The sequence below is a fragment of the Aestuariispira ectoiniformans genome (assembly GCF_025136295.1).
GTDB lineage: Bacteria > Pseudomonadota > Alphaproteobacteria > UBA8366 > Aestuariispiraceae > Aestuariispira_A > Aestuariispira_A ectoiniformans.
In genome coordinates this window covers 331,318-354,849 of the sequence record NZ_CP062788.1, presented here as the reverse complement: position 1 = coordinate 354,849, position 23,532 = coordinate 331,318, and the positions used below count along the sequence as shown (strand labels likewise).

Annotated in this window: 22 protein-coding genes; 10 read left to right on the top strand and 12 right to left on the bottom strand. The window is 60.1% G+C overall.

Translation table 11 applies throughout. The annotated features are described in order from the left end of the window. On the bottom strand, positions 1 to 474 hold the full coding sequence (locus tag IF205_RS01670; RefSeq protein WP_259781552.1) for an Lrp/AsnC family transcriptional regulator: 474 nt from the start codon (positions 472 to 474) through the stop codon (positions 1 to 3). 136 nt (positions 475 to 610) lie between these two features. On the opposite strand from IF205_RS01670, the gene IF205_RS01665 reads away from it, so the two are divergent. The 4 genes from IF205_RS01665 to IF205_RS01650 are packed head-to-tail and all read left to right on the top strand — an operon-like array spanning position 611 to position 4,997. Further along, positions 611 to 1,798 (top strand): M20 aminoacylase family protein, encoded by a 1,188-nt coding sequence (locus IF205_RS01665; RefSeq protein ID WP_259781551.1) that lies wholly within the window; start codon positions 611 to 613, stop codon positions 1,796 to 1,798. Next, a complete protein-coding gene (locus IF205_RS01660; RefSeq protein WP_259781550.1) occupies positions 1,798 to 3,021 on the top strand; it encodes a diaminopropionate ammonia-lyase in 1,224 nt (407 codons plus the stop codon). The genes IF205_RS01665 and IF205_RS01660 overlap by 1 nt, the downstream gene beginning before the upstream one ends. A gap of 26 nt (positions 3,022 to 3,047) precedes the next feature. Next, the gene (locus tag IF205_RS01655) at positions 3,048 to 4,217 is read left to right on the top strand and encodes a M24 family metallopeptidase (RefSeq protein ID WP_259781549.1); all 1,170 of its coding nucleotides are present in this window, start codon (positions 3,048 to 3,050) and stop codon (positions 4,215 to 4,217) included. An 18-nt stretch (positions 4,218 to 4,235) separates the two neighbouring features. After that, entirely contained in the window at positions 4,236 to 4,997 is a 762-nt protein-coding gene (locus IF205_RS01650; protein WP_259781548.1) for a maleate cis-trans isomerase family protein, read from the top strand. A gap of 58 nt (positions 4,998 to 5,055) precedes the next feature. Here IF205_RS01650 and IF205_RS01645 read toward each other — a convergent pair whose 3' ends face one another. Next, the gene (locus IF205_RS01645) at positions 5,056 to 5,790 is read right to left on the bottom strand and encodes a PEP-CTERM sorting domain-containing protein (protein ID WP_259781547.1); all 735 of its coding nucleotides are present in this window, start codon (positions 5,788 to 5,790) and stop codon (positions 5,056 to 5,058) included. Between the two features lie 171 nt (positions 5,791 to 5,961). Next, a complete protein-coding gene (locus tag IF205_RS01640) occupies positions 5,962 to 6,720 on the bottom strand; it encodes a DeoR/GlpR family DNA-binding transcription regulator (protein ID WP_259781546.1) in 759 nt (252 codons plus the stop codon). Between the two features lie 147 nt (positions 6,721 to 6,867). Between IF205_RS01640 and IF205_RS01635 the strand changes: the two genes are divergently transcribed. Genes IF205_RS01635 through IF205_RS01610 form a run of 6 tightly spaced genes read left to right on the top strand, consistent with a single transcriptional unit; the run spans position 6,868 to position 12,629 of the window. Beyond that, positions 6,868 to 7,848 (top strand): ABC transporter substrate-binding protein, encoded by a 981-nt coding sequence (locus IF205_RS01635; RefSeq protein ID WP_259781545.1) that lies wholly within the window; start codon positions 6,868 to 6,870, stop codon positions 7,846 to 7,848. Further along, on the top strand, positions 7,845 to 9,548 hold the full coding sequence (locus tag IF205_RS01630) for an ABC transporter permease (protein WP_259781544.1): 1,704 nt from the start codon (positions 7,845 to 7,847) through the stop codon (positions 9,546 to 9,548). Before IF205_RS01635 ends, IF205_RS01630 begins: the two co-directional genes overlap by 4 nt. Continuing rightward, the gene (locus IF205_RS01625; RefSeq protein ID WP_259781543.1) at positions 9,536 to 10,564 is read left to right on the top strand and encodes an ABC transporter ATP-binding protein; all 1,029 of its coding nucleotides are present in this window, start codon (positions 9,536 to 9,538) and stop codon (positions 10,562 to 10,564) included. Before IF205_RS01630 ends, IF205_RS01625 begins: the two co-directional genes overlap by 13 nt. Beyond that, positions 10,565 to 11,608 (top strand): MBL fold metallo-hydrolase, encoded by a 1,044-nt coding sequence (locus IF205_RS01620; protein ID WP_259781542.1) that lies wholly within the window; start codon positions 10,565 to 10,567, stop codon positions 11,606 to 11,608. It begins immediately after the preceding gene. Between the two features lie 2 nt (positions 11,609 to 11,610). Beyond that, positions 11,611 to 12,165: a histidine phosphatase family protein gene (locus IF205_RS01615; protein WP_259781541.1), complete on the top strand. Its 555-nt coding sequence runs from the start codon at positions 11,611 to 11,613 to the stop codon at positions 12,163 to 12,165. A gap of 14 nt (positions 12,166 to 12,179) precedes the next feature. After that, positions 12,180 to 12,629, top strand: a complete 450-nt coding sequence (locus IF205_RS01610; protein ID WP_259781540.1) for a phosphatase domain-containing protein — start codon at positions 12,180 to 12,182, stop codon at positions 12,627 to 12,629. Between the two features lie 92 nt (positions 12,630 to 12,721). On the opposite strand, the gene gyrB is transcribed toward IF205_RS01610, so the two are convergent. From gyrB to IF205_RS01565, 9 genes are all read right to left on the bottom strand, one after another. Next, entirely contained in the window at positions 12,722 to 15,157 is a 2,436-nt protein-coding gene (gene gyrB, locus IF205_RS01605) for a DNA topoisomerase (ATP-hydrolyzing) subunit B (protein ID WP_259781539.1), read from the bottom strand. 37 nt (positions 15,158 to 15,194) lie between these two features. After that, positions 15,195 to 16,322 (bottom strand): DNA replication/repair protein RecF, encoded by a 1,128-nt coding sequence (recF, locus tag IF205_RS01600; RefSeq protein WP_259781538.1) that lies wholly within the window; start codon positions 16,320 to 16,322, stop codon positions 15,195 to 15,197. 44 nt (positions 16,323 to 16,366) lie between these two features. Continuing rightward, positions 16,367 to 17,482, bottom strand: a complete 1,116-nt coding sequence (gene dnaN / locus IF205_RS01595) for a DNA polymerase III subunit beta (protein ID WP_259781537.1) — start codon at positions 17,480 to 17,482, stop codon at positions 16,367 to 16,369. 476 nt (positions 17,483 to 17,958) lie between these two features. After that, the gene (gene dnaA / locus IF205_RS01590; RefSeq protein WP_259781536.1) at positions 17,959 to 19,320 is read right to left on the bottom strand and encodes a chromosomal replication initiator protein DnaA; all 1,362 of its coding nucleotides are present in this window, start codon (positions 19,318 to 19,320) and stop codon (positions 17,959 to 17,961) included. Positions 19,321 to 19,971: 651 nt separating this feature from the next. Then, positions 19,972 to 20,232, bottom strand: a complete 261-nt coding sequence (gene rpsT / locus IF205_RS01585) for a 30S ribosomal protein S20 (RefSeq protein ID WP_259781535.1) — start codon at positions 20,230 to 20,232, stop codon at positions 19,972 to 19,974. Between the two features lie 119 nt (positions 20,233 to 20,351). Continuing rightward, on the bottom strand, positions 20,352 to 21,128 hold the full coding sequence (locus IF205_RS01580; RefSeq protein ID WP_259781534.1) for an enoyl-CoA hydratase: 777 nt from the start codon (positions 21,126 to 21,128) through the stop codon (positions 20,352 to 20,354). A gap of 58 nt (positions 21,129 to 21,186) precedes the next feature. Beyond that, on the bottom strand, positions 21,187 to 21,558 hold the full coding sequence (locus IF205_RS01575) for a hypothetical protein (protein WP_259781533.1): 372 nt from the start codon (positions 21,556 to 21,558) through the stop codon (positions 21,187 to 21,189). A gap of 14 nt (positions 21,559 to 21,572) precedes the next feature. After that, positions 21,573 to 22,442 carry a bifunctional DNA-formamidopyrimidine glycosylase/DNA-(apurinic or apyrimidinic site) lyase gene (mutM, locus tag IF205_RS01570; protein ID WP_259781532.1) on the bottom strand — a complete coding sequence of 290 codons (870 nt, stop codon included), beginning with the start codon at positions 22,440 to 22,442 and terminating at the stop codon, positions 21,573 to 21,575. Positions 22,443 to 22,530: 88 nt separating this feature from the next. Beyond that, positions 22,531 to 23,394: a substrate-binding periplasmic protein gene (locus tag IF205_RS01565; RefSeq protein WP_259781531.1), complete on the bottom strand. Its 864-nt coding sequence runs from the start codon at positions 23,392 to 23,394 to the stop codon at positions 22,531 to 22,533. Positions 23,395 to 23,532 lie beyond the last annotated feature (138 nt).

Here is a 23,532-nt window from a genome sequence, read left to right as displayed (position 1 = left end):
CTATTCTTCCCCGGAGCCGGTCTCTACCGGCACGGCCAGCCCCACCTTCACACAGTCCATCACCACATTGGTGTGAAAGCGGCGCACGTTTGAATTCTGGAAGAAAAAGCGCCGGGTGAAGTCTTCGTAATCCTTCATGTCCCGGGCCGTTACGATAATGATGAAATCCGCGTTGCCGGTCACGTAATAGCATTGCATGACTTCCGGCGTATTCATCATCTTGCGCTTGAATGCGTCCAGCATCTCCGGCCGTTCCCGTTCCAGCGTGATTTCCACGATCAGCGTCAGACGACGCCCGACGGCAGCCGGTGACAGGACGGCGATCTCCCGCGAGATGACGCCCTTGTCCCGCAGGCGTTTGATCCGTTTCTGGCAGGCTGCGGGCGACAGGCCGACCTGATCGCTCAACTGTTCGGCGGTGCGGCGATTGTTTTCCTGTAACAGGGTCAGGATTTTCCGGTCAAAATCATCCATCTCATCGATCCGAATATAATCGTCAAATACGTAATCTTTTCCGAAAATCATCCCGGAGCCGGTGAAATGCAATCAAAATAATATCATCTGGCGGGCTATTCTGCTTTCACCGAATGGCAATCACGAGGGCAGGCGGATGTGGGATGAAATAGTTTCCGATACGGATTTACGCGACCGGATGGAAGAATGGCGGCACGATCTGCACCGATATCCGGAGTTGGGTTTCGAGGAAACGCGCACTGCCGCGCTTGTGTCCCGCAAATTGCGCGACCTTGGCCTGGAAGTGCATGAAGGCGTCGGCGGCACCGGTGTGGTTGCAGTTCTGCGCAAGGGCGGCTCTGACCGGGCCATCGGGCTGCGGGCCGATATGGATGCGCTGGCGATCCAGGAACAAAACGACTTCGATCACTGCTCCCGTCACAAGGGCCGCATGCATGCCTGCGGGCATGACGGGCATACGGCGATGCTGTTGGGGGCGGCAGAGTTGCTGGCCGGGACGGTTGAATTCGACGGGACAGTGGTCTTCATCTTCCAGCCTGCGGAAGAACATGGGCGTGGTGCGATTGCGATGATCGAAGACGGGCTGTTTGAACGGTTCCCGGTTCAGGCCGTCTACGCCCTGCACAATATGCCGTCCCTGCCTGCCGGGCATTTTGCCGTCCGTCCCGGTCCGATCATGGCGGCGGAGGATAATTTCGAAATCACCATCCACGGCAAGGGCGGACATGCCGCCCTGCCTCACCTGACGGTCGATCCCATCGTGGTCGGGGCCGAAGTGGTCCTGGCCTTGCAGACACTTATTTCACGCACCCTCGATCCGGCGCAGAATGCAGTTCTTTCGGTGACCGATTTCAAGACCGACGGCACCGTCAATGTGATCGCCGACAAGGTGGTGTTGAGCGGCGATACCCGCAGCTTTATCCCGGCAGTGCAGGAGCAGATCGAGGGTACCATCCATCGGATCGTTTCCGGTATCTGTTCCGCCCATGGCGCGAAATGCGATCTGGTCTACGACCGCGTCTTCGCCCCGACGATCAATAGCGCGGCGGAAACCGAAAAGGCGGTTGCCGTGGCAAGGGCGCTGGTCGGTGACGACAAGGTTGATGGGGCCTGTGCGCCCCTCCTGGCCTCGGAGGATTTCGGCGCGATGCTGCAACAGAAACCGGGCTGTTATCTGCTGTTGGGGAATGGCGGCGAGGGGCCGGGCGGCTGTGGCCTGCACAGTCCCCATTACGATTTCAACGACGAGATTTTACTGACCGGCGCGCGTTTCTGGGCGCGTCTTGTTCAGGAAGAAATGCCTGCAAACAAGGAGACTGTCTGATGACCCTGTCCGACTTTGAAGCCGCCCGCGTTCAACTGTACCATAACGACCACAGCAAGACGGGTGTGCCCTATCCCCCGGCACTGGACAACAGCCTGAGCCGTCAGCAGTGCCATCAGGCCTATGAAGCGATCCGGCAATGGCCGGGCTATGAGCCGACGCCGCTGCGCCGCCTGTCCGGTCTGGCGGCAGACCTTGGCGTGGCCGAGGTTTTGTACAAGGACGAAGGCTCCCGTTTCGGCCTGGGCAGCTTCAAGGCATTGGGCGGGGCCTATGCGGTGTTGCGCCTGTTAGTGCGGGAAGTGGAACAGCGGACCGGCAAGCCGGTTCACGACCGGGAAATCGCCGACCGCCTGCATGAAGACTTGGTCTCGCAGATCACCGTGGCGACGGCGACCGATGGCAACCACGGCCGCTCTGTCGCCTGGGGTGCACGGCAATTTGGCTGTGGCTGCAAGATCTACATGCACGCCGGGGTCAGCGAGGAACGGGCGCGCGCGGTGGAGGACTATGGCGCGGAAGTGGTGCGCGTGAATGGCAATTACGATGAATCCGTCCGCCGAGCGGCACAGGATGCAGCCGACAACGGCTGGTTCATTGTCTCCGACACATCCTATGAGGGTTATATGGAACTGCCGCGTCAGGTGATGGCGGGCTATACGGTCATGACGCAGGAAATCCTGTCCCAGCTTCCGGGCGGCCAAGTGCCGACCCATGTTTTCCTGCAGGGCGGTGTTGGCGGTCTGGCGGCGGCGGTCGCGGCACATCTCTGGCAGGCGTTCGGGACGGCGCGCCCGCGCCTTGTCATCGTGGAGCCGACGCGCGCCGATTGCCTGTATCAAAGTGCGGTCAGCGGTGTGCCGACCGCCGTCCATATCACCGAGGAAACGGTGATGGCGGGCCTGTCCTGTGGTGAGGTCTCCCAATTGGCCTGGCAGATTTTAAGCGATGGCGCAGACGATTTCATGACCATCGAGGATGATCTGGTTGCACCGGCAATGCGGTTGCTTGCCTCCGGCGGGGCCGGGGAACCGGTGGTGGCGGGTGAATCCGCCGTGGCGGGCCTGGCGGGCTTGATTGCGGCGGCCGGACAGCAGGCACTCGCTTCCGCCTTGGGGCTGGACGGGACTTCGCGTATTCTGGTGATCGGCACGGAAGGGGCGACCGACCCGGCGATCTACAAGGCGCTGGTGGGGCAAGACCCTGACAGCATTGCCGCCTGATCCCCCGGTTGGAAGAGGGTGAGCCAATGACACAGGCACCGGAACGGGGATTTCCCCTGCGGGAGTTCGAGGTCCGCCTGCAGCGCGCCCAACGCGCCATGCATGCGGCGGGTCTGGATGCGCTTTTGCTGACGACAGAGGCGGAGGTCCGGTATTTTTCCGGCTTTCAGACCCAATTCTGGGAAAGCCCGACCCGGCCCTGGTTCCTGATCCTGCCGCTGACCGGCAAGCCGATTGCCGTGATCCCGGAAATCGGCGCGGAAGGCATGGGCAGCACCTGGGTAGAGGATATCCGGACCTGGCCTGCCCCCGTGCCGGAAGACGACGGCGTCTCCCTGCTGGCCGACAGTCTGGCGGCGCTGCCCCGGCGCTATGGGGCAATTGGCACGCCCATGGGCCATGAAAGTCATCTGCGTATGCCGCTGCGGGACTTTCTGGATGTGCAGAACCGGTTGAGGCCGGTGCCTTTTGTCGACGCGGCTCCGCTGTTGCGAGGGCTGCGTTTCGTAAAATCGGCAGCGGAAGTTGAGAAAATCCGCTATGCCTGCCAGCTCACTTCCGATGCCTTCGAGGCCTTGCCCGGAGTTATGAAGGCCGGGCAGAGCGAGCGGGAAATCTGCCGCGATTTCAGGATCGACCTTCTGCGCCGTGGGGCGGATCATTCACCTTATATCATCAGTGGCTCCGGGCCGGGCGGTTACGACAGCATCATCATGGGGCCGACCGACCGCGTTCTGTCAGAAGGTGATCTGCTGATCATTGATACGGGCACGGTCTATGACGGTTACTTCTGTGACTTCGACCGCAATTTTGCCTTCGGCCATGCAGACGACCTGACCCGCCGCGCCTATGACACGGTCTTTGCGGCGACGGGGGCGGGGTTCGATGCGGCCCGTCCGGGGGCGCGGATGTGCGATGTCTGGCAGGCCATGTGGACTATTCTGGAGGCCGGTGGTGCATTGGGCAATTCGGTTGGCCGTATGGGCCATGGCCTTGGCATGCAACTGACCGAAGGGCCGTCGGTGACGCCTGACGATGAAACGGAATTGCTGCCCGGGGCGGTCATTACGCTGGAACCGGGCATGGCTTTCGCACCGGGCCGCCAGATGGTGCATGAGGAAAATATCGTGATTACCGAAACCGGGGCGGAATGGCTGAGCCGTCGGGCGTCAGCGGAATTGCCTGTCATTGCCTGACGAAGGGAGGCTAAGGACATGAAGGATACCTGTTTTACCTGCCTGGGGCATGATTTCACATTGGACAAGATCGCGCCGGACGGGCGGATCGGCCTGATTTCCCTTGCGACGGATTTCACAATTGAACAGGAAATCCGGTTGATGCTGCCGGAGACAATCGGTCTTTATGTGAACCGGGTGCGGAATGCCAATCCGCTGACATTGGAAAATCTGCGCGCCATGGAAAAGGGGCTGGGCAGGGCGGCGGCGGATATCCTGCCGGGGCTGGGTGTGGATGTGATGATCTATGCCTGCACCGCAGGCAGTGCCGCCATTGGTAGCGACAGGATCGAGGCGATCCTGCAGGAGGTCTGCCCCGGCGTGACGGTGACCAATCCCGTGGTTGCAACCCGCGCGGCGCTCAAGGCATTGGGCGCGGAAAGGATTTCAATCCTGACACCTTATAGCGATGCGTTGAACCATACCCTGGTGCCCGCGATCGAGGCCGACGGGGCCGAAGTGATCAACATTACGGGCTTTGGAATGGAGGATGATATCGACGTGGCGGGCGTGCCGCTGGAGCGGATCATCGCAGGGGCGAAAGCTGCCTGTGATCCGGACGCGGATGCGGTTTTCCTGTCCTGTACGGCCCTGCGCGGTGCCCGCGTTGTCGCAAGGCTGGAGGACGAATTGGGCAAGCCGGTCCTGTCCAGCAATCAGGTCCTGGCCTGGCATGCCATGCGCCTGCTGGGCGTTACGGTGGATGCTCCCGGTTTTGGCCGGTTGTTCGCGCAAAATTGACAAAAAAGGCGGTGCCGAAGCGGCACCGCCTTTTGCATTCAGATTGTCGCGTGTGCGATCAGGCCTTGCGGCGGCGACGGGCGGCAAAGCCCATGCCCAGCAGACCAAGACCCAGCAGGCCCAGGGCGGACGGTGCCGGAACCTGTTTCACCTGTGCGACATCGCCAACGGTCAGGTCATCGAAACCGAAGTAGTCGGTGCCGGCAGAGGTGTTGCCGAAGGTGACTTTGACGAATGGGTTGGCAACGTCGATGATACCGAAGAACAGCAGGGCCGCGTTCGGGCCGTTGATCGTGTTGTTGATCACCAGATTGGTGATCGTACCGGTGATGTCTTCGAGCGCCAGGGTGATCTGGCCGTCGAAGTCGCCAATGTCAGTGCCGTAAAAACCGAAAGCGGCAACCGGGGAGTCGAACTCAACGGAGAAGGAGCCGGAGGCTTCCCAGAGCTTGCTGCCGGAGGTCGGGAAACGGCCGCTGCCGCTGCCGTCAATTTCGCCGTTGCCTTTAAGGCTGCCGTTGATCGTGGAACCGGAACCGGTGAAGCTCAGACCCAGCGGGGAGCTGTCGCCGTCGTTAAAGCCTTCGAAGTTCTCGGTCTGCACGCCTGCGGTCAGCGCGGAATGGAAATTGTCATGCGCGGTCTGTGCATTGCCGCCGGCCGGGATACCATAGGCCGGGTTCAGGTCTTCACCGAAATAGGTTACTGGCGCGGCCTGCGCGGAACCCAGGGCTGCAAAGCTGACAACGGCTGCTGCAACAATTCCGGACAGGTGCTTCTTCAACATGGTCATATGACCCCCCAACTTTCGAAATTAAATCTCGTGCACTTTTAGCAATATGCAGGCCAGTTTAAGAAATATTGTTATTTCAAGGGCTTAATATAATTATTAAGGTATCTATTTACCTTGATTGTAAAGATTGTCGACACTGCCGGTTGCATCGCGTCGGTCCAGGTCTTCCGATCAGGGAAAGAGCGTGATTGTTCCCCCTTTGGCGGCACAGTCCAGCACGGCCTGCGGCGGTTTGCGATCGCAGATCAGATAGTCGAAATCGGCCACTGTGCCGTTCTGGCATAGGGCGCGGCGGTCGAATTTGCGGCTGTCGACGACAAGGATTCTGGTGTTGGAATGGTCGAACTGCCCCCGGCGGGAATGAACCTCATCATCGTTAAAATCATAAAGCGCACCGTCCTCACCCAGGCCGCCGACGCTGACGATGCTGAAATCGCACCGATAGCGGCTGAAGAAATCCAGGGCGTCGGCCCCGATGATGTCCTGGTCGCGTTTGCGGACGTGACCGCCGGCCAGCAGCAGGTTGCAGTTGTCCCAGGAACAGAGCGGCACGACGATATGCAGGTTGTTGGTCAGGATATCGAGGTTCTGATGGTTCCTGAGGTGCAGGGCCACCTGTTCGACGGTGGTTCCCGTTCCAAGCGAAATGCTGCAGTTGTCGGGCAGGAGACCGGCGGCCAGTTCCGCGATATGTATCTTGCCCGAAAGATTCCAGATCCCGCGCTGGTCATAGCCGATATTGTCCCGGAAGGGCGGCGGGGCCACATCCCCATGCCGCCTGAACAGCAATCCCTCCTCGGTCAACTGGCGCACGTCGTTGCGGATGCTCTGCACGGAAACGGCGAAGTGATCCGCCAGAAAGGACAGGGCCGTGGCGCCGTTTTCCGTAACATATTTGACGATCGCATCCCGCCGGTCCTGAGGTGTCATTCGCATGTCTCCCTGCTTCATTTCCGATACTTTCGAATGATAGATCAATAACTGTCAAACGAAAAAAATGTTACTGTAATCATCCTGAAACATGCGGAAGGTACTTTCGTTTTCATAGAGATTTACTGTCAATCGAAAGAGACCGGAATGAAAACCTTTCTTCAGACGGCGGCAGCAGTCGCCCTGGCCTTCGGGGTGACGGCGGCCCATGCCAACGATGAACTTGTTCTGTATACCAGCCAGCCGAACAAGGATGCCCAGCAGACCGTGGATGCCTTCACCAAGGCAAACCCGGATATCGACGTGAAATGGGTGCGCGACGGCACCACCAAGCTGATGACCAAGCTGCGTGCGGAAATCGCGGCGGGCCAGCCCAAGCCGGACGTCCTGCTGATCGCGGATATGGTCACGCTGGAAGGTATGAAACGCGACGGCAATCTGCAGCCTTACAAGTCGCCAGAACGCAAGGCCTATGACGCCGCGCTTTATGATCAGGACGGCTATTACTATTCCACGAAGCTGATTACCTCCGGCATCATCTACAATACCAAGGGCGCGAAAAAGCCTTCCGGTTGGCAGGACCTGGCGGAAGCCAAGGCCAAGAACCTGGTTGCCATGCCAAGCCCCCTTTATTCCGGCGCGGCCCTGATCCATCTGTCGACGCTGACGGAAAATGATCAGCTTGGCTGGGACTATTACAAGGCGTTGCAGTCCAACGGCGTTAACCCGCAGGGCGGTAACGGCGGCGTCTACAAGGCCGTTGCCTCCGGCGAAAAACTCTATGGCGTCGTGGTCGATTTCCTGGCGATCCGTGGCAAGGCCAAGGGTGCAAACGTCGATTTCGTTTTCCCGCCCCAGGGTGTCAGCATGGTGACCGAACCGGTTGCGATCATGAAGACCGCCAGGAATGTCGAACCGGCCAAACGGTTTGTTGACTTCCTGCTGTCCAATGCCGGTCAGAAACTGGTTCTGGACCAGGGATATATCCCGGCCCGTGCGGATATGCCGGTTCCCGCAGGCTTCCCGGCGCGCGACGAGATCAAGCTGATGTCGTTTGACCCGGCGGTCGCCCTGGATAAGGCAGACGAAAACAAAAAGCGTTTTTCTGATCTGTTTGGCGCAAAATGAGCGTCGTTTCCCTACAGTCGAGCAGCCAGCCCCGCTGGCTGCTCCCCTTTTTGGTAGTGCTGGTCTCCGGCATCTGCCTGCTGCCGATGCTGCGCCTTCTGTCTGAAGGTTTTTCCGGCGTTGTGGTCAGTACAGATTCCCACCTCTTCCATGTCTTCAGCGATGCCGCGACATGGAATGCGGCGGGTCATACCATCTATACCGCCGGGTTGAGCATGCTGATTTCCGTCCTGCTCGGGGCGGGTTTTGCCTTTCCCGTGGCGTTGAGTGACATCCGCGGCAAGGGGGCGCTGGTTTTCTGTTTCATGCTGCCGATGATGATCCCGCCGCAGGTGACGGCGTTAAGCTGGGTACAGCTCAGCGGACCGTCGAGCACTATTCTGAACATCCTGGGGCTGGCGCCGCCGCTGGGCTCGCCGCAGCCGTTTTATTCCGCCGAGGGCATCGCGCTTTTGCTGGGGGTTCAACATGCGGCTATCGTTTTCCTGGCGCTTCGTGTCAGCCTGCGGTCCATTCCAGGCGATATGATCGAGGCAGCCCGCCTTTCCGGGGCATCGCAGTTTGCCGTCTGGAAGGATATCATCCTGCCCCTGTCCAGCCCCGGCCTGATCGCCGGTGCCGCCATGGCCTTTGTCTCCGCCGTGGGGAATTTCGGCATCCCGGCCCTGTTGGGCATCCCGGTCTCCTATTATGTTCTGCCGACCCTCATTTACCAGAAAATGGCGGACTTCGGGGCCAATGTCATCGCCGAGGTCGCCTTGCTGTCCCTGCTGGTTGCCGTGATCGCGGTGGCGGGCGTGGGGCTTCAATACTGGATTTCGCGCAAGCGTGATTACCGTCTGGTGGGCCTGTCCGGGAAGACCCTGGACTTTTCGCTGCGCCGGTGGCGACTGCCGGTGGAACTGCTGCTTTGGGCCGTTCTGTCGGTGATCCTGATTGCCCCGCTTCTGGCGCTGGTGGCCAATTCTCTGGTGCCGGCCTATGGCGTGGACCTGACTTTTGACAATGCGAGTTTTGCCGCCTATAGGGAAATGCTTCTGGCGCAGGGTGTGACCACGCGCGCCATCGGGAACAGCATCTTTCTGGCGACCGTCGCCGCGCTGGCGCTGCTCGTCTTTGCGCTGCCGCTGGCCTATCTGTCCGAACGCGCGCCTTCCCGCCTGTTGAAGGTTGTCACCGCCTGTATCGAGGTGCCTTACGCCCTGCCGGGCGTCGTGCTTGCGATTGCCTGTATCCTGCTTTTCGTCAAACCGCTGCCGTTCACGGATTATTCGCTCTATGGCAGCCTGGGCATCATTCTCTTTGCCTATCTGGCGCGCTTTATGGTGGTCAGCATCAAACCGATCCAGAGCAGCTTCAAACAGATGGACCCGGCCCTGGAAGAGGCCGCACAGCTTGCCGGTGCCGGTTTCGCCCGGCGCATGCGGACCGTCCTGATGCCACTGGTGGCGCCGTCTGCCTTTGCCGGGGCGCTGCTGGTTTTCCTGATTGCGGTGAACGAACTGACCGTATCGGCCCTGTTGTGGTCTGCCGGTAACGAGACCATCGGCGTCCTGATCTTCAATCTGGATGACAGTGGTGACACCGTTCTGGCCTCCGCCCTTTCCGTGGTGGTGGTGCTGATGGTGCTGGTCCTGATGGCGTTGCTGGAGGCAGCGTCCCGTAAACTCCCGAAAGGTGTAATCCCATGGCACAGTTGACCCTGACCGATATCCGAAAATGCTATGGCGACAATCCGCCTGCGGTCAGCGATTTTTCCCTGACCATCGAACCGGGTCAGTTTGTTGCCCTGTTGGGACCCAGTGGCTGTGGCAAGACGACGATTCTGCGTATGATTGCCGGTTTCGAACAGGTCAGCGCTGGGCAGATCTATCATGGTGATCAACTGTTGTCCGAGGCCGGACGGCAGGTGGCCCCGGAAAAGCGCGGCATGGGCATGGTGTTTCAGAGCTATGCACTGTGGCCGCATATGACGGTGGCGGATAATGTCGGCTATCCATTGAAAGTGCGGGGCGTGAAAGGGCGCGACTATCGACGCCGGGTCGGTGAGGCACTCGATGTGGTGCAGTTGACCGACTATGCGGACCGTGTGCCGCGCGACCTGTCCGGCGGCCAGCGTCAGCGCGTGGCGCTGGCGCGTTGTCTGGTGGGTGAGCCGGAGGTCATCCTGTTTGACGAACCGCTCGCCAATCTGGACCGGCATTTGCGCGCTTCCATGGAAGAAACCTTCCGGGCCTTTCACCGCCGGACCGGGGCAACCATGATCTATGTGACCCATGACCAGGGCGAGGCCATGGCCCTGGCGGATCGGGTGGCCGTGATGGACCGGGGGCGTCTCGTGCAATATTCAACGCCGCAGGATCTCTATCGCACACCCGCCAATGAAATGGTTGCCCGGTTGATCGGCAATGGCAGCATCGTTGCGATCAACGAGGCGCATCCCGCCACGATGGTGGATGGCGAGGTCGTCATGAAGGCGCTGGGCACGGCATCGGGCGGGCCGCAGAAGCTGCTTGTGCGGCCTGAGGATGTGCGGATCGGCGAAGGCCCGCTTGAGGCGCGTATCCGTGACTGCGTCTTCAAGGGGGAACGCTACAGCCTTTCCCTGGAACTGGGCGATGGCACCGCATTGGGCTGCTATGCGGGCGACAGCCTTGCGGTCGGGGCTGTTACCCGGGTCCGGATCGACAGGGCCTGGGCCCTGGAGGTTGGCTGAATGTCCGTGGAAATTCTGGGTGGGTTGGGCCGGAAAGAGCCTGCCGGTATTCTGTTGCACCGGGGCGGACGGCGTTACCTGCTGGACGCCGGTGCGGGGCTGGGGGTCGATTGCCCCTTTGATATCAATGCGCTTCGACCGGATGCGATCTTTATCACGCATGACCACAGTGACCATATCGGCGCGATGGCGGCCTATGGGGGCGATGCGGCGGTTTACGCAACGGCGGCCACGGCGCGCCGGTTGCCCGGTCGCCATGACGTCAGGGAACTGCCGCTCAACGGTGCAATCGATGTGGACGGGATCACGGTGACGACCGGTCGGGCCGGGCATGCCTTTGGCGGTGTCTGGCTGCATTTCGGCGTCGGTGCAGGCCTGCTCTACACCGGTGATTTTTCCCGTGAATCCAGGCTTTTTGCCTTTGATGAGCCACCTGCGGCCGACCTGGTCCTGGCGGATGCCTCCTATGGGCTGTATGACGACGACCTTCGGTCCGGGCAGCGCCAGTTGCTTGATTGTCTGGCCGTGTCGGATCGGGTCGTTCTGCCGGTGCCGACATCCGGCCGGGGGATTGAGATGATCCTCTGGCTGATGGCGTTGGGGCTTGAGGACTGGGGGCCGGATGACGCCCTGAGGGAGGCGTTTTTCACCTTTGCCAAAGACTGCAAAGGCCATATCCCGCCCGCAATGGAGCCGGAAATTTCGAAGGCCTGCGACCTGCTCGATGGCATTAATCCCGATGCACCACGCATTCTTCTTATGTCCGACCCGGACCTGGATGGCGAGATTGACCCTTATGAAGGCCGCCGCTTTCTTTTCACCGGCCATGTGCCGCCGAAAGGGAAGGCCCTGTTGAAGGCCGGGCAGGGGGCGGCGCTGCGCTGGAATGTCCATCCGCGTATGCGGGACCTGCGCTGGCTGGCGGTAAAGACAGCCGCGCGCCGCTTTGTTCCGCTTTTCACCGGGCTGGGGGAGCGCGACGCCTGGCAGGGTCTTGTCGATCCGGCGCAACTTGTTGTGGAGCCGCAGGTGGAGATTGCATGATAATGACCTCTGACATAACGCTTAACCGGCGCAGTTTTGTCTTCCTCCGTCATGGTGAGACAGACGCGAACCGCGAGGGAATTATCGCCGGACGCACAGAGGCGATGCTGACCGATCTGGGCCGTCAACAAGCAGGCCTTGCGGCACAACGGCTGGCCGGTTTCGCCTGTGACTGTGTTGCCTCAAGCCCGCAAAAGCGTGCGCTGGAAACCGCCGGGATTGCCCTGCCGGGACAGCCGCTTATCCATCTGGACAGTCTGCGTGAGCGGGACTGGGGCGCCCTGGAGGGGCAACCGCTGGGCTGGCTTGTGCCCTATGAGGAAACGCCGCCGGATGGCGAGACATGGGAGGCTTTCCGATGCCGTGTGATCGGCGGGTTGAACTGGCTGACGGGTCTTTATCCCTGCCCGGTGGTGGTCGCCCATTCCGGTGTTTTCCGTGTGATCCGTTCGGAGATAACGGGAACGCCCCATGGGCCCAGAATTGGAAATGCCGAACCTGTCTATATTCAGGCCCCTGCCACGGATGGCGCGGCCTGGTCGATGAACAAACTGTAAGGAAGAAATCTGGAATGTCTGATGCTGTAATTGTGGATGTGGATGGAACGCTGGCGGAATTCGACCCGGAGGCGGTTCGGGAATGGGTGCTGACGGCGGTCAAGGACTGGGATGCCTTCTTCCGGCATATGGCGGATGCGGAGGTGATCCCGGAAATCCATCGGGTGGTCCTGGCGCTGAAACGGGCGGGCTATCGCATTCTGGTCTGTTCCGGCCGTCCGGAAGCCCATCGCGAGGCAACGGTCGCCTGGCTTGAAAAGCACCAGATTCCCTACGATGGTGTTTATCTGCGCGCACCGGAGGATGACGAAGTGGCGGATGAGGACGTGAAGGAAAAGCTGCTCGCCCGGATCCGCGAACACGGCCACAATCCCTGGCTGGTCATCGACGACCGCAAGGCCGTCGTCGACCGCTGGCGCGAAATGGGCCTCTGTTGCCTGCAATGCGCCCCGGGAGAATTTTAACCCGGCCCGCGTCCGCAAGATTGTAAAAAAAACGGGCCCGCATGTGCGGGCCCGTTCTCATTTTATGCGTCCGTTCACAACAGGACCGCTGTCTAAACGTCCAGGTTGGCGACTTTCAGGGCGTTGTCCTGGATGAATTCGCGGCGGGGTTCCACAACGTCACCCATGAGGGTTGAGAAGATGTTTTCCGCCTCGTCGATCTGGGCGACCTTGACCTGCAACAGCGTACGCGCATTGGGGTCCAGCGTGGTTTCCCAGAGCTGTCCCGGGTTCATCTCGCCCAAGCCTTTGTAGCGCTGCACGGCCAGGCCCTTGCGGCCTGCGTCCATCACGGCTTCCACCAGGCCGACCGGACCGTTCACATGCTGTTGCTTTTCCTTCACTTCCAGCATGCCGCGTTCGGCGCCGAACAGGGTATGAAGCTCCTGCGCCATGGCGTTCAGCTTGCGGGCCTCGCCGCTGCGGATCTGGGAGGCATCGATTTCATAGCGCTGGGTGACGCCGCGCAGGGTGCGCTCAAACGCCAGACCGCCATCGTCCATGACCCGCCCGGACCAGCCGCGTTCCAACTCGTCGGCAAGGCTGTTCATACGGCGCGCCACTTCGTCGGCGGCCTTCTGGGCGCGGTCCTCGTCGTCCAGGATCGCGGGGTCGAGAACACCGGCGATTGCCGCCTGTTCCACGGCGGTGGTGTTGCCCGCCTTGCGCGCCAGCGGCTCCATCAGGTTCGTCGCCTCGCGTGCCTGTGCGATCAGGGCATAGAGGTCCTGGCCGGTATGCTGGGCCTCGTCCGCACCGACAAACCGCGCCTGGGCGACCACATTGTTGATCAGATATTCCTCCATCGCGTCATCGTCCTTCAGGTAGACGATTTCATTGCCGCGTTTTGCCTGATAGAGCGGCGGCTGCGCGATATAGAGATAGCCGCGTTCGATCAGTTCCGGCATCTGACGGAAGAAGAAGGTCAGCAGCAGGGTCCGGATATGGCTGCCGTCGACGTCGGCGTCAGTCATGATGATGATTTTGTGATAACGCGTCTTTTCGATGTTGAAATCATCCCGGCCGATGCCGGTGCCAAGCGCGGTGATGATGGTGCCGATTTCCTGCGAGGACAGCATCTTGTCGAAACGCGCGCGTTCCACGTTCAAAATCTTACCACGCAGCGGCAGGATCGCCTGGAATTTCCGGTCACGGCCCTGTTTGGCAGAGCCCCCTGCGGAATCACCCTCCACCAGGAACAACTCGGCCCGGGTGGCGTCGCGTTCCTGACAGTCGGCCAGCTTGCCGGGCAGCGAGGAAATGTCCAGCGCGCCTTTGCGCCGGGTCAACTCACGCGCCTTGCGGGCGGCCTCGCGGGCGGCGGCAGCCTCGACCACCTTCTGCACCACTTTGCGGGCCTCGGAGGGATGTTCCTCGAACCATTCCGCCAGCTTTTCGTTGACGATATTCTCCACCACCGGGCGAACCTCGGAGGAAACCAGCTTGTCCTTGGTCTGGCTGGAGAATTTCGGGTCCGGCACTTTCACCGACAAGACACAGGTCAGGCCTTCGCGCGCATCATCGCCGGACAGCGCCACTTTTTCCTTCTTCGCCAGACCGCTGTTGGTTGCGTAGTTGTTGATCTGGCGGGTAAGCGCGGCACGGAAACCGGCCAGATGAGTGCCACCGTCGCGCTGGGGAATGTTGTTGGTGAAGCAGAGCGTGTTTTCGTGGAAGCTGTCGTTCCACTGCATCGCCAGTTCGACCGTGATGCCTTCCTTTTCTCCTTCGGCGGCTATCACCGGCGTATGCAGGGGCTGTTTGGACTTGTCCAGATATTGCACAAACGCCTTGATCCCACCTTCATAGACCAGGTCGCTGACCACCGGTTCCGGGTGGCGGGCGTCGGTCAGGCGGATATGTACGCCGGAATTCAGGAAAGCCAGTTCGCGCAGGCGATGTTCCAGCGTGCTGAAGCTGAATTCGGTCATGGTGAAGGTTTCCTGAGACGGCAGGAAGGTGACTTCCGTGCCGGTCTCGTCGCCGCATTCCCCGGTGACCTTGAGTGGTGCCAGCGCGTCGCCATGGCTGAATTCCATCTCGTGGACCTGGCCGGCGCGTTTGACCTTCAGCTTCAGCGAAACGCTGAGTGCGTTTACGACGGAGACACCCACGCCGTGCAGACCGCCGGAGACCTTATAGCTGTTCTGGTCGAATTTACCGCCCGCGTGAAGCTGGGTCATGATGACCTCGGCTGCCGACACGCCTTCTTCGGCATGCATTTCGGTCGGAATCCCGCGCCCGTTGTCGGTTACGGAGACGGAGCCGTCACCATTCAGCGTCACCGTTACGATATCGCAATGTCCGGCCAGCGCCTCGTCAATGGCGTTGTCCACCACCTCATAGACCATGTGATGCAGGCCGGTCCCGTCATCGGTATCGCCGATATACATGCCCGGACGTTTGCGAACGGCTTCCAGGCCTTTCAGAACCTTAATGGAATCTGCGCCATAGTCCTGGCCGTTGCCGTTTTCGATTTCTTCACTCATGGTCTACGCTCGCTTGTGTTACCGCTACGTATTACTTTTAACTGTCGGCCATCGGGCGGACATCCGCCTCTTTGACCTTGAAAAACCGGGCTTTGCCGGAAAGCCCGTCGAATATTTCCACATCCGTGCCTGTCAGCCAGCTCTGGCTGTTCAGGCCCAGAAGCGTGCCATAGAGGGCTTCCCGCCGTTCCGGGTCCAGATGGGCCGCAACCTCATCCAGAAGCAGGATCGGCGGTGCGCCTTTTTCCGCCGCCTGAAGTTTGGCATGGGCCAGAACGATGGCGATCAGCACCGCTTTCTGCTCCCCGGTGGAACAAAGATGCGCGGGCATGCTCTTGCCCAGATGGGTCACCGCCATGTCGGACTTATGCGGCCCGACGGAGGCCCCGCCGTGGTCGCGGTCCTTGCTGCGCCCGGATATGAGCGTGGTGGCGAAACGGTCTTCCGCCTCCACCGCGGGCAGGGTGCCCAGCCAGTCTTCCACCTGGCCCTCAACCGCAACAGAGGCCCCCGGAAAGGGCCCCGCCGCCGCCTTGCAGGCCAGATCCAGCCGCGCCACCATGTCCCGGCGCGCGGCGGCAATCGCGATGCCGCGTTCCACCATCTGGGTTTCCAGAGCGCCCAGCCAGGCGTCATCCCCCTGACCGGTCTTCAACAGCCGCGCCCGGTCGCGCAGGGCCTTTTCATAGGCGTTCAGCCGTCCCGCGTGGGCGGCGTCAAAACCGTAGATCAGGCGGTCGAGGAACCGGCGGCGTGCGCCGGAGCCTTCGAGGAACAGCCCGTCCATCTGCGGCGTCAGCCAGACGATGTTGACATATTCCGCAAGGGCGGCCTGGCTGCGGGCGGATGCCCCGTTGATCTTTACCAGCCGTCTTTCGCTGTCCCGGTCGCGGCCCGTGCCCAGGTCGACCTCGCCGTAAAGACTGTCGACAGTGGCGGCCACTGCCCAGGGCTGACCGCCATCGAGACGGTCCAGATCCGAGGTTTTTGCCCGCCTGAGGCCCCGGCCCGGGGCCAGCATGGACACGGCCTCCAGCAGGTTGGTCTTGCCCGCCCCGTTGTCCCCGGTCAGCACAACAGGCCCGGTAGCGATCTCCATACGCGCGCTGACATAGTTCCGGAAGTTGGAAACCATCAGTTTACGTACGGCCAGATTGGCTACCATGGGGCCTGCTTGATACTCCGTTTGACGGGCGGGGTGGTTCAAGATCAGACCCGCATCGGCATCAGCACATAAAGCGCACTGTCGTCCTCGGTATCGCGCACGACGGTCGGCGAGGCCGGGTCCGCCATGGAGAAGGTGGCGCTGCCGCTTTCGATCTGACTGGCGATATCCAGCAGATAGCGGGAGTTGAAGCCGATTTCGATCGGGTCGAAGGCATAGTCCACGGCGATCTCTTCCACGGCGGTGCCCTGGTCCTGGCTGGATGCCGACAAGGTCATCGTCCCGTCGTTGACCGCGATCTTAACCGCCCGCATCTTTTCCGTGGCAATGGTGGAAACACGGTCGACCGCCTCCGCGAAGGAGCGGGTGTCGACCACCATGTTCTTGTCATTGCCGGACGGGATGACCCGGTCGTAATCCGGGAAGGTGCCGTCGATCAGCTTGGAGGTGAGGATCGCGGTGCCGAAAGCGAAACGGATCTTGGTATCGGACAGCGATACGTTGATCTCGCTGTCGGTTTCCTCGATCAGCTTGCGCAATTCCTGCACCGTCTTGCGCGGGATGATGACGCCCGGCATGCCCTTGGAGCCTTCCGGTGCCTCGAATTCAACCTTTGCCAGACGGTGGCCGTCGGTGGCAACGCCGCGCAGGACCGGGCTGTCGTCGCCGGTGGCATGGACGTAAATCCCGTTCAGGTAATAGCGCGTCTCCTCGGTGGAGATGGCGAACCGCGTCCGGTCGATCAGCAGCTTCGCCTCGGAATTGGTGAGGACGAAGTGATGCGGCATGTCGCCGTCGCTCATGGCCGGGAATTCATCCGTCGGCAGGGTCTGCAGCGTAAAGCGCGACCGTCCGGCCTGCAGGATGAGCTGGTTTGCGTCGCCGCTGGCGTCCAGGCTGACCTGGGAACCATCCGGCAGTTTACGCACGATGTCGTAAAGAGTGTGTGCCGGTGCGGTGATTGCCCCGCTGACGTCGATGGTTGCCTCGACTTTTTCCACCACGGCGATATCCATGTCCGTGGCCGTCAGGCTGAGCGTGCCGTCGGCAGCCTGCAGCAGGACGTTGGACAGGATCGGGATGGTGTTGCGGCGTTCCACGACGCTTTGCACGTGGTTAAGGGCTTTTAAAAGCGCGGCGCGTTCGATGGTCAGCTTCATGGTTCCAAAAAATCTCTTTTTTTACCCCTGTTTGCGTCTCGCCGTGACACAGACGGCCAAACCGGATTACCGGCCGGGCAGGCGGATGTCACGGATGCGAAAAACAGGCTGTGCGCCCAGAAGGGATGTCTTGGAAACCCAGGGCGAAACAGACCGTTTCACGCCCCGTTTGCCAATCTCGGGATGTAAAAAATCCTTAAACCGGCGAACGGGCGCGGAGTATAGCATGCCACCCCGAAAAGCGAAGCGAAAAATATGAAGAAACTCAATAGTTTCGCAAGTTTTCGAGGGGGCAAAAGGCGGCTGCGTAAGTGCCTGATTGCTAAGGTAAAATCACAGCCGTTTTGGAGGGCTGTGCGAACGGCCCCTGTTCCCGGCGGGCCTTGCGGCCGGTTTGCCGGGATATCGGGCCGGAGGGTGGCCTGGAAACCACCGAATCGGACCGTGAAACAGGGGGGCTGAAAGCGGCGCCGGGATCAGCCTTCCAGCATACGGCGCAGCAGTTCCACATCTTCGGCAAAACCGGCGTCGGTGGAGCGCAGTTCGTCGATCTTGCGCACGGCATGCATGACGGTGGTATGGTCGCGGCCCCCGAACTTGCGGCCGATTTCCGGCAGCGAGCGGGTGGTGAGCTGCTTGGCCAGATACATCGCGACCTGACGCGGCCGTGCGATAGCCCGGCTGCGGCGCGCGGAATGCATTTCCGACAGCTTGATATTGTAATGTTCCGCGACGCGCTTCTGGATTTCCTCAATCGTGATGCGGCGGTCGTTGGCGCGCAGCAGGTCATGCAGCACGTCCTGCGCGGTCTCCAGCGTGATGTCGCGCCCCACAAGGCTGGCATAGGCCACAAGGCGGTTCAGCGCGCCTTCCAGTTCACGGACGTTGGAGGTGATTTTATGGGCGAGGAATTCCAGAACCTTGGACGGGATTTCCGTGCCCATCTGCTCGGCCTTGGACTGCAGGATGCCGAGGCGCAATTCGTAGGTTGTGGAATGGATTTCCGCAACCAGACCCCAGCCCAGCCGGGACTTCATGCGATCTTCGATACCGTCCAGTTCGGCGGGAGATTTATCGGCGGAAATGATCACCTGGCGGTTCTGGTCGACCAGCGCGTTGAAGGTGTGGAAAAATTCTTCCTGGGTGTTGTCCTTACCGGCAATGAATTGCACGTCGTCAATCATCAGAATGTCGACGGAGCGGAACTGCTCCTTGAAGGCCATCGTGTCTTTGTATCGCAGCGCCCGGATGAACTGGTACATGAATTTTTCGGCGCTGAGGTAGATAATCTTTTTCTGCGGGTGGTTCTGGCTGATATGCCAGGCAATTGCATGCATCAGATGGGTTTTACCAAGACCGACGCCACCATAAAGGAACAGCGGGTTGAACGGCACAGCCTCGGCTTCTGCGACACGGCGGGCGGCGGCAAAGGCCAGTTCGTTCGGCTTGCCGACGACGAAACGCTCAAAGGTGAAACGATCGTCCAGCGGTGCGGAGATATCCAGGCTCAGCGAGCCTTCTTCCTGAATGTTTGCAGGCGCAAGGTCGGCGACCTCGACAGCCATGTCCTGGGCGTTCGCCGGGCGGTTGCCGACATGGTCGATCTCAACGGTCGTGATGGACGGATTTTCCGATGCCCAGAGGGTGGACAGGCGGTTGGCGTATTGGGATTCAATCCAGTTGCGCATGAAGCGCGTGGGTACCCGCAGGCGGACCGTGCCGTCTGCAGCCCCGTCGAGGGTCAGCGGCTTCAGCCAGCTTTTATAGGCAGTTTCCCCATATTCCGAACGTAACCGCGCTCTTATCCGGGCCCATTGCGTCGCCAATTTGTCGTTCATATCTTCTTGTCTATTCAAAACAACCGACATCCGCTGCCCCCAATTGGCCAGTCCCCAAAAGTCGCCCCACCGTATTCCTGTCCAGCAACAGGACCGGTTTCACAAACACCTATCGCTCCAACCCTCTTATAAGAGAGCTGGGTTCTGGGAGACGTTGCGCGTAGTTACCCGTGAAGAAACCGAATAGCGCATCTTTACTTTGTTTCTCCAGACAAAAGAAACCCAAGTCGCTAGTTGCGAAAGATGCGTAATACTACAGGTTTGAACTCCGTAGACAGCAGAAGTAAAAAAGCAGAAAGTTTTATTTAATTTTAGTGCGTTTTACTTCTTCATCTTGTTGGGATGCATTATCAGTCAGTCGATAATGCTGTTTGACTACTGCGCTCATGGTTCCCCATCGACCCGAGCGACTGTAAATTTACAGAGAGGCGCTTGCGGAGGCAAGACGACAAAATTGCGAATCGGGTAAATAAATTCGTTGACATTTATCCACAGGACGGGATTCGCCTTTGCAAGTTTTCCACAGGCCTGGGGTGCGCGAAGTCATTTTCGTCAATGCACGGATTTCGGGCACGCAAAAGGCCGCGGCCCGTGAGGGCGCGGCCCAATACATCCCGTTACCGGGCAGCTCTCTTCCGGATAATTACCGGATTAGAGTGCGCGAATACGAGCGGACATGCGGCTGACCTTGCGGGCAACGGTGTTCTTGTGCAGAACGCCTTTGCTTACGCCACGGTGCAGTTCCGGCATTGCAACGCGGAATGCAGTTTCGGCAGCACCCTTGTCGCCGGATTCAATCGCGCTTTCAACCTTGCGCACATAGGTGCGGATGCGGCTGATGCGGTCGCGGTTACGGGCCGTGCGCGTCTTGATCTGACGAATGCGCTTCTTGGCCGATTGTACGTTAGCCATGATATAAATTCCGTTTCTAGCTGTACGCTGGAGCAGGCGGGCTTATACGGCCTTGCCCTGCTTCCGTCAACCCTGGACATGCAAAAAAACGCAGTATCCGCGGATTCTTTTTGCGTGGGTTACTTGTTAATGAACTTCGGCGTGCGTTTTTCCGTGAAGGCCTGCATGCCTTCCTTCTGGTCTTCGGTGGCGAAGGTGGAGTGGAAAACACGGCGTTCAAAACGCAGGCCTTCGTTCAGGGTCGTCTCGTAGGAGCGGTTCACGCATTCCTTGGCCATCATGACCACCGGACGGGACAGGGCTGCGATCTTCTCTGCGGTCCGCACTGCCTCGTCGACCAGTTCCGCCGCCGGGATAATCCGGCTGACAAGACCGGCGCGCTCGGCTTCCTCCACATCCATGATACGGCCGGTCAGGCACATTTCCATGGCTTTGGACTTGCCGACAAAGCGGGTCAGGCGTTGGGTGCCGCCCGCACCCGGGATCGTGCCGATGGTGATTTCGGGCTGGCCGAATTTTGCCGTATCGGCAGCCAGGATGAAATCGCACATCATGGCGACTTCGCAACCACCGCCCAGGGCATATCCGGCCACGGCCGCGATAACCGGCTTGCGGCAGGTCGTGATGCGTTCCCAGCCGTTGGTGATGAAATCTTCCATATAGACGTCCATATAGGACTTCTCGGCCATTTCCTTGATGTCGGCGCCGGCGGCAAATGCCTTTTCCGAGCCGGTCAGGACGACCGCGCCGATCTCTTCATTGGCTTCCATGTCGTCCAGGGCCTGGCCCAGCTCCTGGATCAGCGGCGTGCACAGTGCGTTCAATGCCTTCGGCCGGTTCAGGGTGATCAGGCCGACCGGTCCCCGTGTTTCGACCAGAATGTGCTCGTATGCCATGATTGTTATGCTCCTCAAGACCTCTCTGTATTTATTGCGGCGGATTTAAACCCAGCTCTTATTGCGGTGCAAGAGTGAACCGCACCACCAGAAGGTCATCCTGTTCAGAAAATTCCAGTGTCAGTGTCTCGTCCTCGCGGGAGAAACTGGTCGCTGAAAGCTGTTGCCAGCCCAGTTCCGGAAGGGTGTTCCGGTAAAAGGCCAGGACCTCGTCTTCGCTGACCGTGCCGGTCGCAAAGGCCTCGACAATGCGCCCTTCCGGGTCGTCGAAGACGACGGCGTCCTTATCCTGGATGGATAATGCATCCATCAGCGGCAGGTCTTCCGACCCCGGTACGAAATCCTGGGCCAGCGCGCCGGTGATAACGAAAAGGGCAAGCACCATAGCCGTGGCACTTTGCCGCAAAACATATGTCAGCAGATCCATCATGGCGCCACCATGGACTATCTTTGGTGCTTGGGGCAATAGAAAGTAGAACGGCTGCTTTGCACCAAGCGGTTTACGGTACCACCACAGTCGGGATAGCCGCAGGCCTCGCCTTCGCGGCCATAGACATCCCACTGATGCTGGAAATAGCCCAGTTCCCCGTCTGCCTGGCGGAAGTTGCGCAGGGAGGACCCCCCGGCGGCAATCGCATCCTGCAAGACACCCTTGATGATCGGCACCAGCCGTTCCGCCCGTTTCCCGGCGACCGATGCGGCCTTGCGTTTGGGTGAAATACCCGCGCGCCACAGGGCCTCGCAGACATAGATGTTGCCCAGGCCCGCCACGATCTTCTGGTCCAGCAGGGTGGCCTTTATGTTGCTGTTTCGGTTGCGCAGACGCTCGGTGAAATAGTCGGCGTTAAACGCGTCGCTCAATGGCTCGGGGCCCAGTTCCTTCAGGGAGGGATGCCGGTCTTCCTCTCCGGCTGGGATCAGGTCCATGAAGCCGAAGCGGCGTGGATCGTTGAAGACCACGCGCCCACCGTCCGACAGGGTGACGATCACATGGTCATGTTTTTCCGCGATTGCCCAACCGCTGTTATGGCCGGCCTGCCCGCTGCTGGCGTGGGAGGGGGCCTGGTTGACGGTGAACCGGCCGGACATGCCCAGATGGATCATCCAGGTCGTCTCGTCGTCGAGCCGGACCAGAATGTATTTTGCGCGCCGGTCAATGGCGAGGATCTCACGTCCCTGCAGGCGCAGGGCAAAGTCCTTTGGGAAGGGAAAGCGCAGGTCGGCCCGGCGCTGGTCCACGTGATTGATGAGGCGGCCTTCCATATGCGGGGCCAACCCCCGGCAGACGGTTTCGACTTCTGGCAGTTCCGGCATGAGAATGACTGTCGTTTAAAATGGACGATTTGCGCATAATCGGTCGGGATGCCGGGGAAGTCAAAGGCCTTGGAGGTGGCCCGGGACGTCAGGACGGCGGTGCGATCACATCGCCCAGGTGGCGCCGCCAGATTGCCTGGATTACGCCCCGCTCGTAAAGGCGGCGGTAGCTTTCGTTAAACCGCCGGATGATCTCTTCGGCATGGGGGTTCTTGCGCGATACAATCAGATATTCGCGGCTTTCGTTGATCGGTTTTTCAATGCGCCCGATTGTTTCGCTGGCGTGCGCCCCCAGTACCCGGCGGCCTGTGGCCCCTGCCACAAGATCATTGGTGACGACGAAGTCCACATGGCCTTGGGCCAGAAGCTGGAAGCAATTGTCCATTGTCTGGGCCTCGGCGCGGAAGACGTCACCCGTGCGGATCAACGCGCGCAACGTGGGTTCGGTCTGGTAGCCGAGCGGCTCGCAATAGGTCAGACCGGACAGGTCTTCCGGCCGGGTAAAGCTGACCGGGTTTCCCCTGTTATAGAATACATGGACGGTAATATTGTTGATGGGGCGGGAAAAAAGCACGAATTTGTCCCGTTCATCATTCTTTGCATAAGGGAAGGTAACGTCGCTCGAACCGGTGACGACACGCTGGAACCCCCGTTTCCAGGGATAATAATGCAGGGTCGTGTCATAGCCTGCCTCATGCAATACGGCCTGGACGGTTTCCGTGATAACGCCGCCTTTTGGCAGGGTGGGGCTTGTGTAGGGGGCATAGTCCGTGCCCGTGACAAGGCGCAGGGTTTCACTTTGGGCCGGGTGCAGTGGGGCAATGCCACCAAGAAGCAGGACCGCGAGGGCGATGGCGGCAGCCACCCCCTTGCGGATTTTGTTTGTCGGTAACCGGGTGGTGGTGGCTTGGCTGAAACGCAATTTCTCTACCTGCATCTGTTTGGACGGCACTTTAGGATAAATTCCTGAAGAATGTGCTAATGCCCTGTCTTTTCAGTGAACTATGGAAAAACGAGGGAGATTTCTGGCCCGTCTCCGGGCAGTTGGTATTGCGGTGTCAAAAAGGCCTATTTGACGCATCTGATCGGG

What these genes read in the sequence shown, in the direction of transcription:
- IF205_RS01670 (WP_259781552.1), bottom strand. Translation starts at nt 474, where the DNA reads ATGGATGATTTTGACCGGAAAATCCTGACCCTGTTACAGGAAAACAAT.
- IF205_RS01665 (WP_259781551.1), top strand. Translation starts at nt 611, where the DNA reads ATGTGGGATGAAATAGTTTCCGATACGGATTTACGCGACCGGATGGAA.
- IF205_RS01660 (WP_259781550.1), top strand. Translation starts at nt 1,798, where the DNA reads ATGACCCTGTCCGACTTTGAAGCCGCCCGCGTTCAACTGTACCATAAC.
- IF205_RS01655 (WP_259781549.1), top strand. Translation starts at nt 3,048, where the DNA reads ATGACACAGGCACCGGAACGGGGATTTCCCCTGCGGGAGTTCGAGGTC.
- IF205_RS01650 (WP_259781548.1), top strand. Translation starts at nt 4,236, where the DNA reads ATGAAGGATACCTGTTTTACCTGCCTGGGGCATGATTTCACATTGGAC.
- IF205_RS01645 (WP_259781547.1), bottom strand. Translation starts at nt 5,790, where the DNA reads ATGACCATGTTGAAGAAGCACCTGTCCGGAATTGTTGCAGCAGCCGTT.
- IF205_RS01640 (WP_259781546.1), bottom strand. Translation starts at nt 6,720, where the DNA reads ATGACACCTCAGGACCGGCGGGATGCGATCGTCAAATATGTTACGGAA.
- IF205_RS01635 (WP_259781545.1), top strand. Translation starts at nt 6,868, where the DNA reads ATGAAAACCTTTCTTCAGACGGCGGCAGCAGTCGCCCTGGCCTTCGGG.
- IF205_RS01630 (WP_259781544.1), top strand. Translation starts at nt 7,845, where the DNA reads ATGAGCGTCGTTTCCCTACAGTCGAGCAGCCAGCCCCGCTGGCTGCTC.
- IF205_RS01625 (WP_259781543.1), top strand. Translation starts at nt 9,536, where the DNA reads ATGGCACAGTTGACCCTGACCGATATCCGAAAATGCTATGGCGACAAT.
- IF205_RS01620 (WP_259781542.1), top strand. Translation starts at nt 10,565, where the DNA reads ATGTCCGTGGAAATTCTGGGTGGGTTGGGCCGGAAAGAGCCTGCCGGT.
- IF205_RS01615 (WP_259781541.1), top strand. Translation starts at nt 11,611, where the DNA reads ATGACCTCTGACATAACGCTTAACCGGCGCAGTTTTGTCTTCCTCCGT.
- IF205_RS01610 (WP_259781540.1), top strand. Translation starts at nt 12,180, where the DNA reads ATGTCTGATGCTGTAATTGTGGATGTGGATGGAACGCTGGCGGAATTC.
- gyrB (WP_259781539.1), bottom strand. Translation starts at nt 15,157, where the DNA reads ATGAGTGAAGAAATCGAAAACGGCAACGGCCAGGACTATGGCGCAGAT.
- recF (WP_259781538.1), bottom strand. Translation starts at nt 16,322, where the DNA reads ATGGTAGCCAATCTGGCCGTACGTAAACTGATGGTTTCCAACTTCCGG.
- dnaN (WP_259781537.1), bottom strand. Translation starts at nt 17,482, where the DNA reads ATGAAGCTGACCATCGAACGCGCCGCGCTTTTAAAAGCCCTTAACCAC.
- dnaA (WP_259781536.1), bottom strand. Translation starts at nt 19,320, where the DNA reads ATGAACGACAAATTGGCGACGCAATGGGCCCGGATAAGAGCGCGGTTA.
- rpsT (WP_259781535.1), bottom strand. Translation starts at nt 20,232, where the DNA reads ATGGCTAACGTACAATCGGCCAAGAAGCGCATTCGTCAGATCAAGACG.
- IF205_RS01580 (WP_259781534.1), bottom strand. Translation starts at nt 21,128, where the DNA reads ATGGCATACGAGCACATTCTGGTCGAAACACGGGGACCGGTCGGCCTG.
- IF205_RS01575 (WP_259781533.1), bottom strand. Translation starts at nt 21,558, where the DNA reads ATGATGGATCTGCTGACATATGTTTTGCGGCAAAGTGCCACGGCTATG.
- mutM (WP_259781532.1), bottom strand. Translation starts at nt 22,442, where the DNA reads ATGCCGGAACTGCCAGAAGTCGAAACCGTCTGCCGGGGGTTGGCCCCG.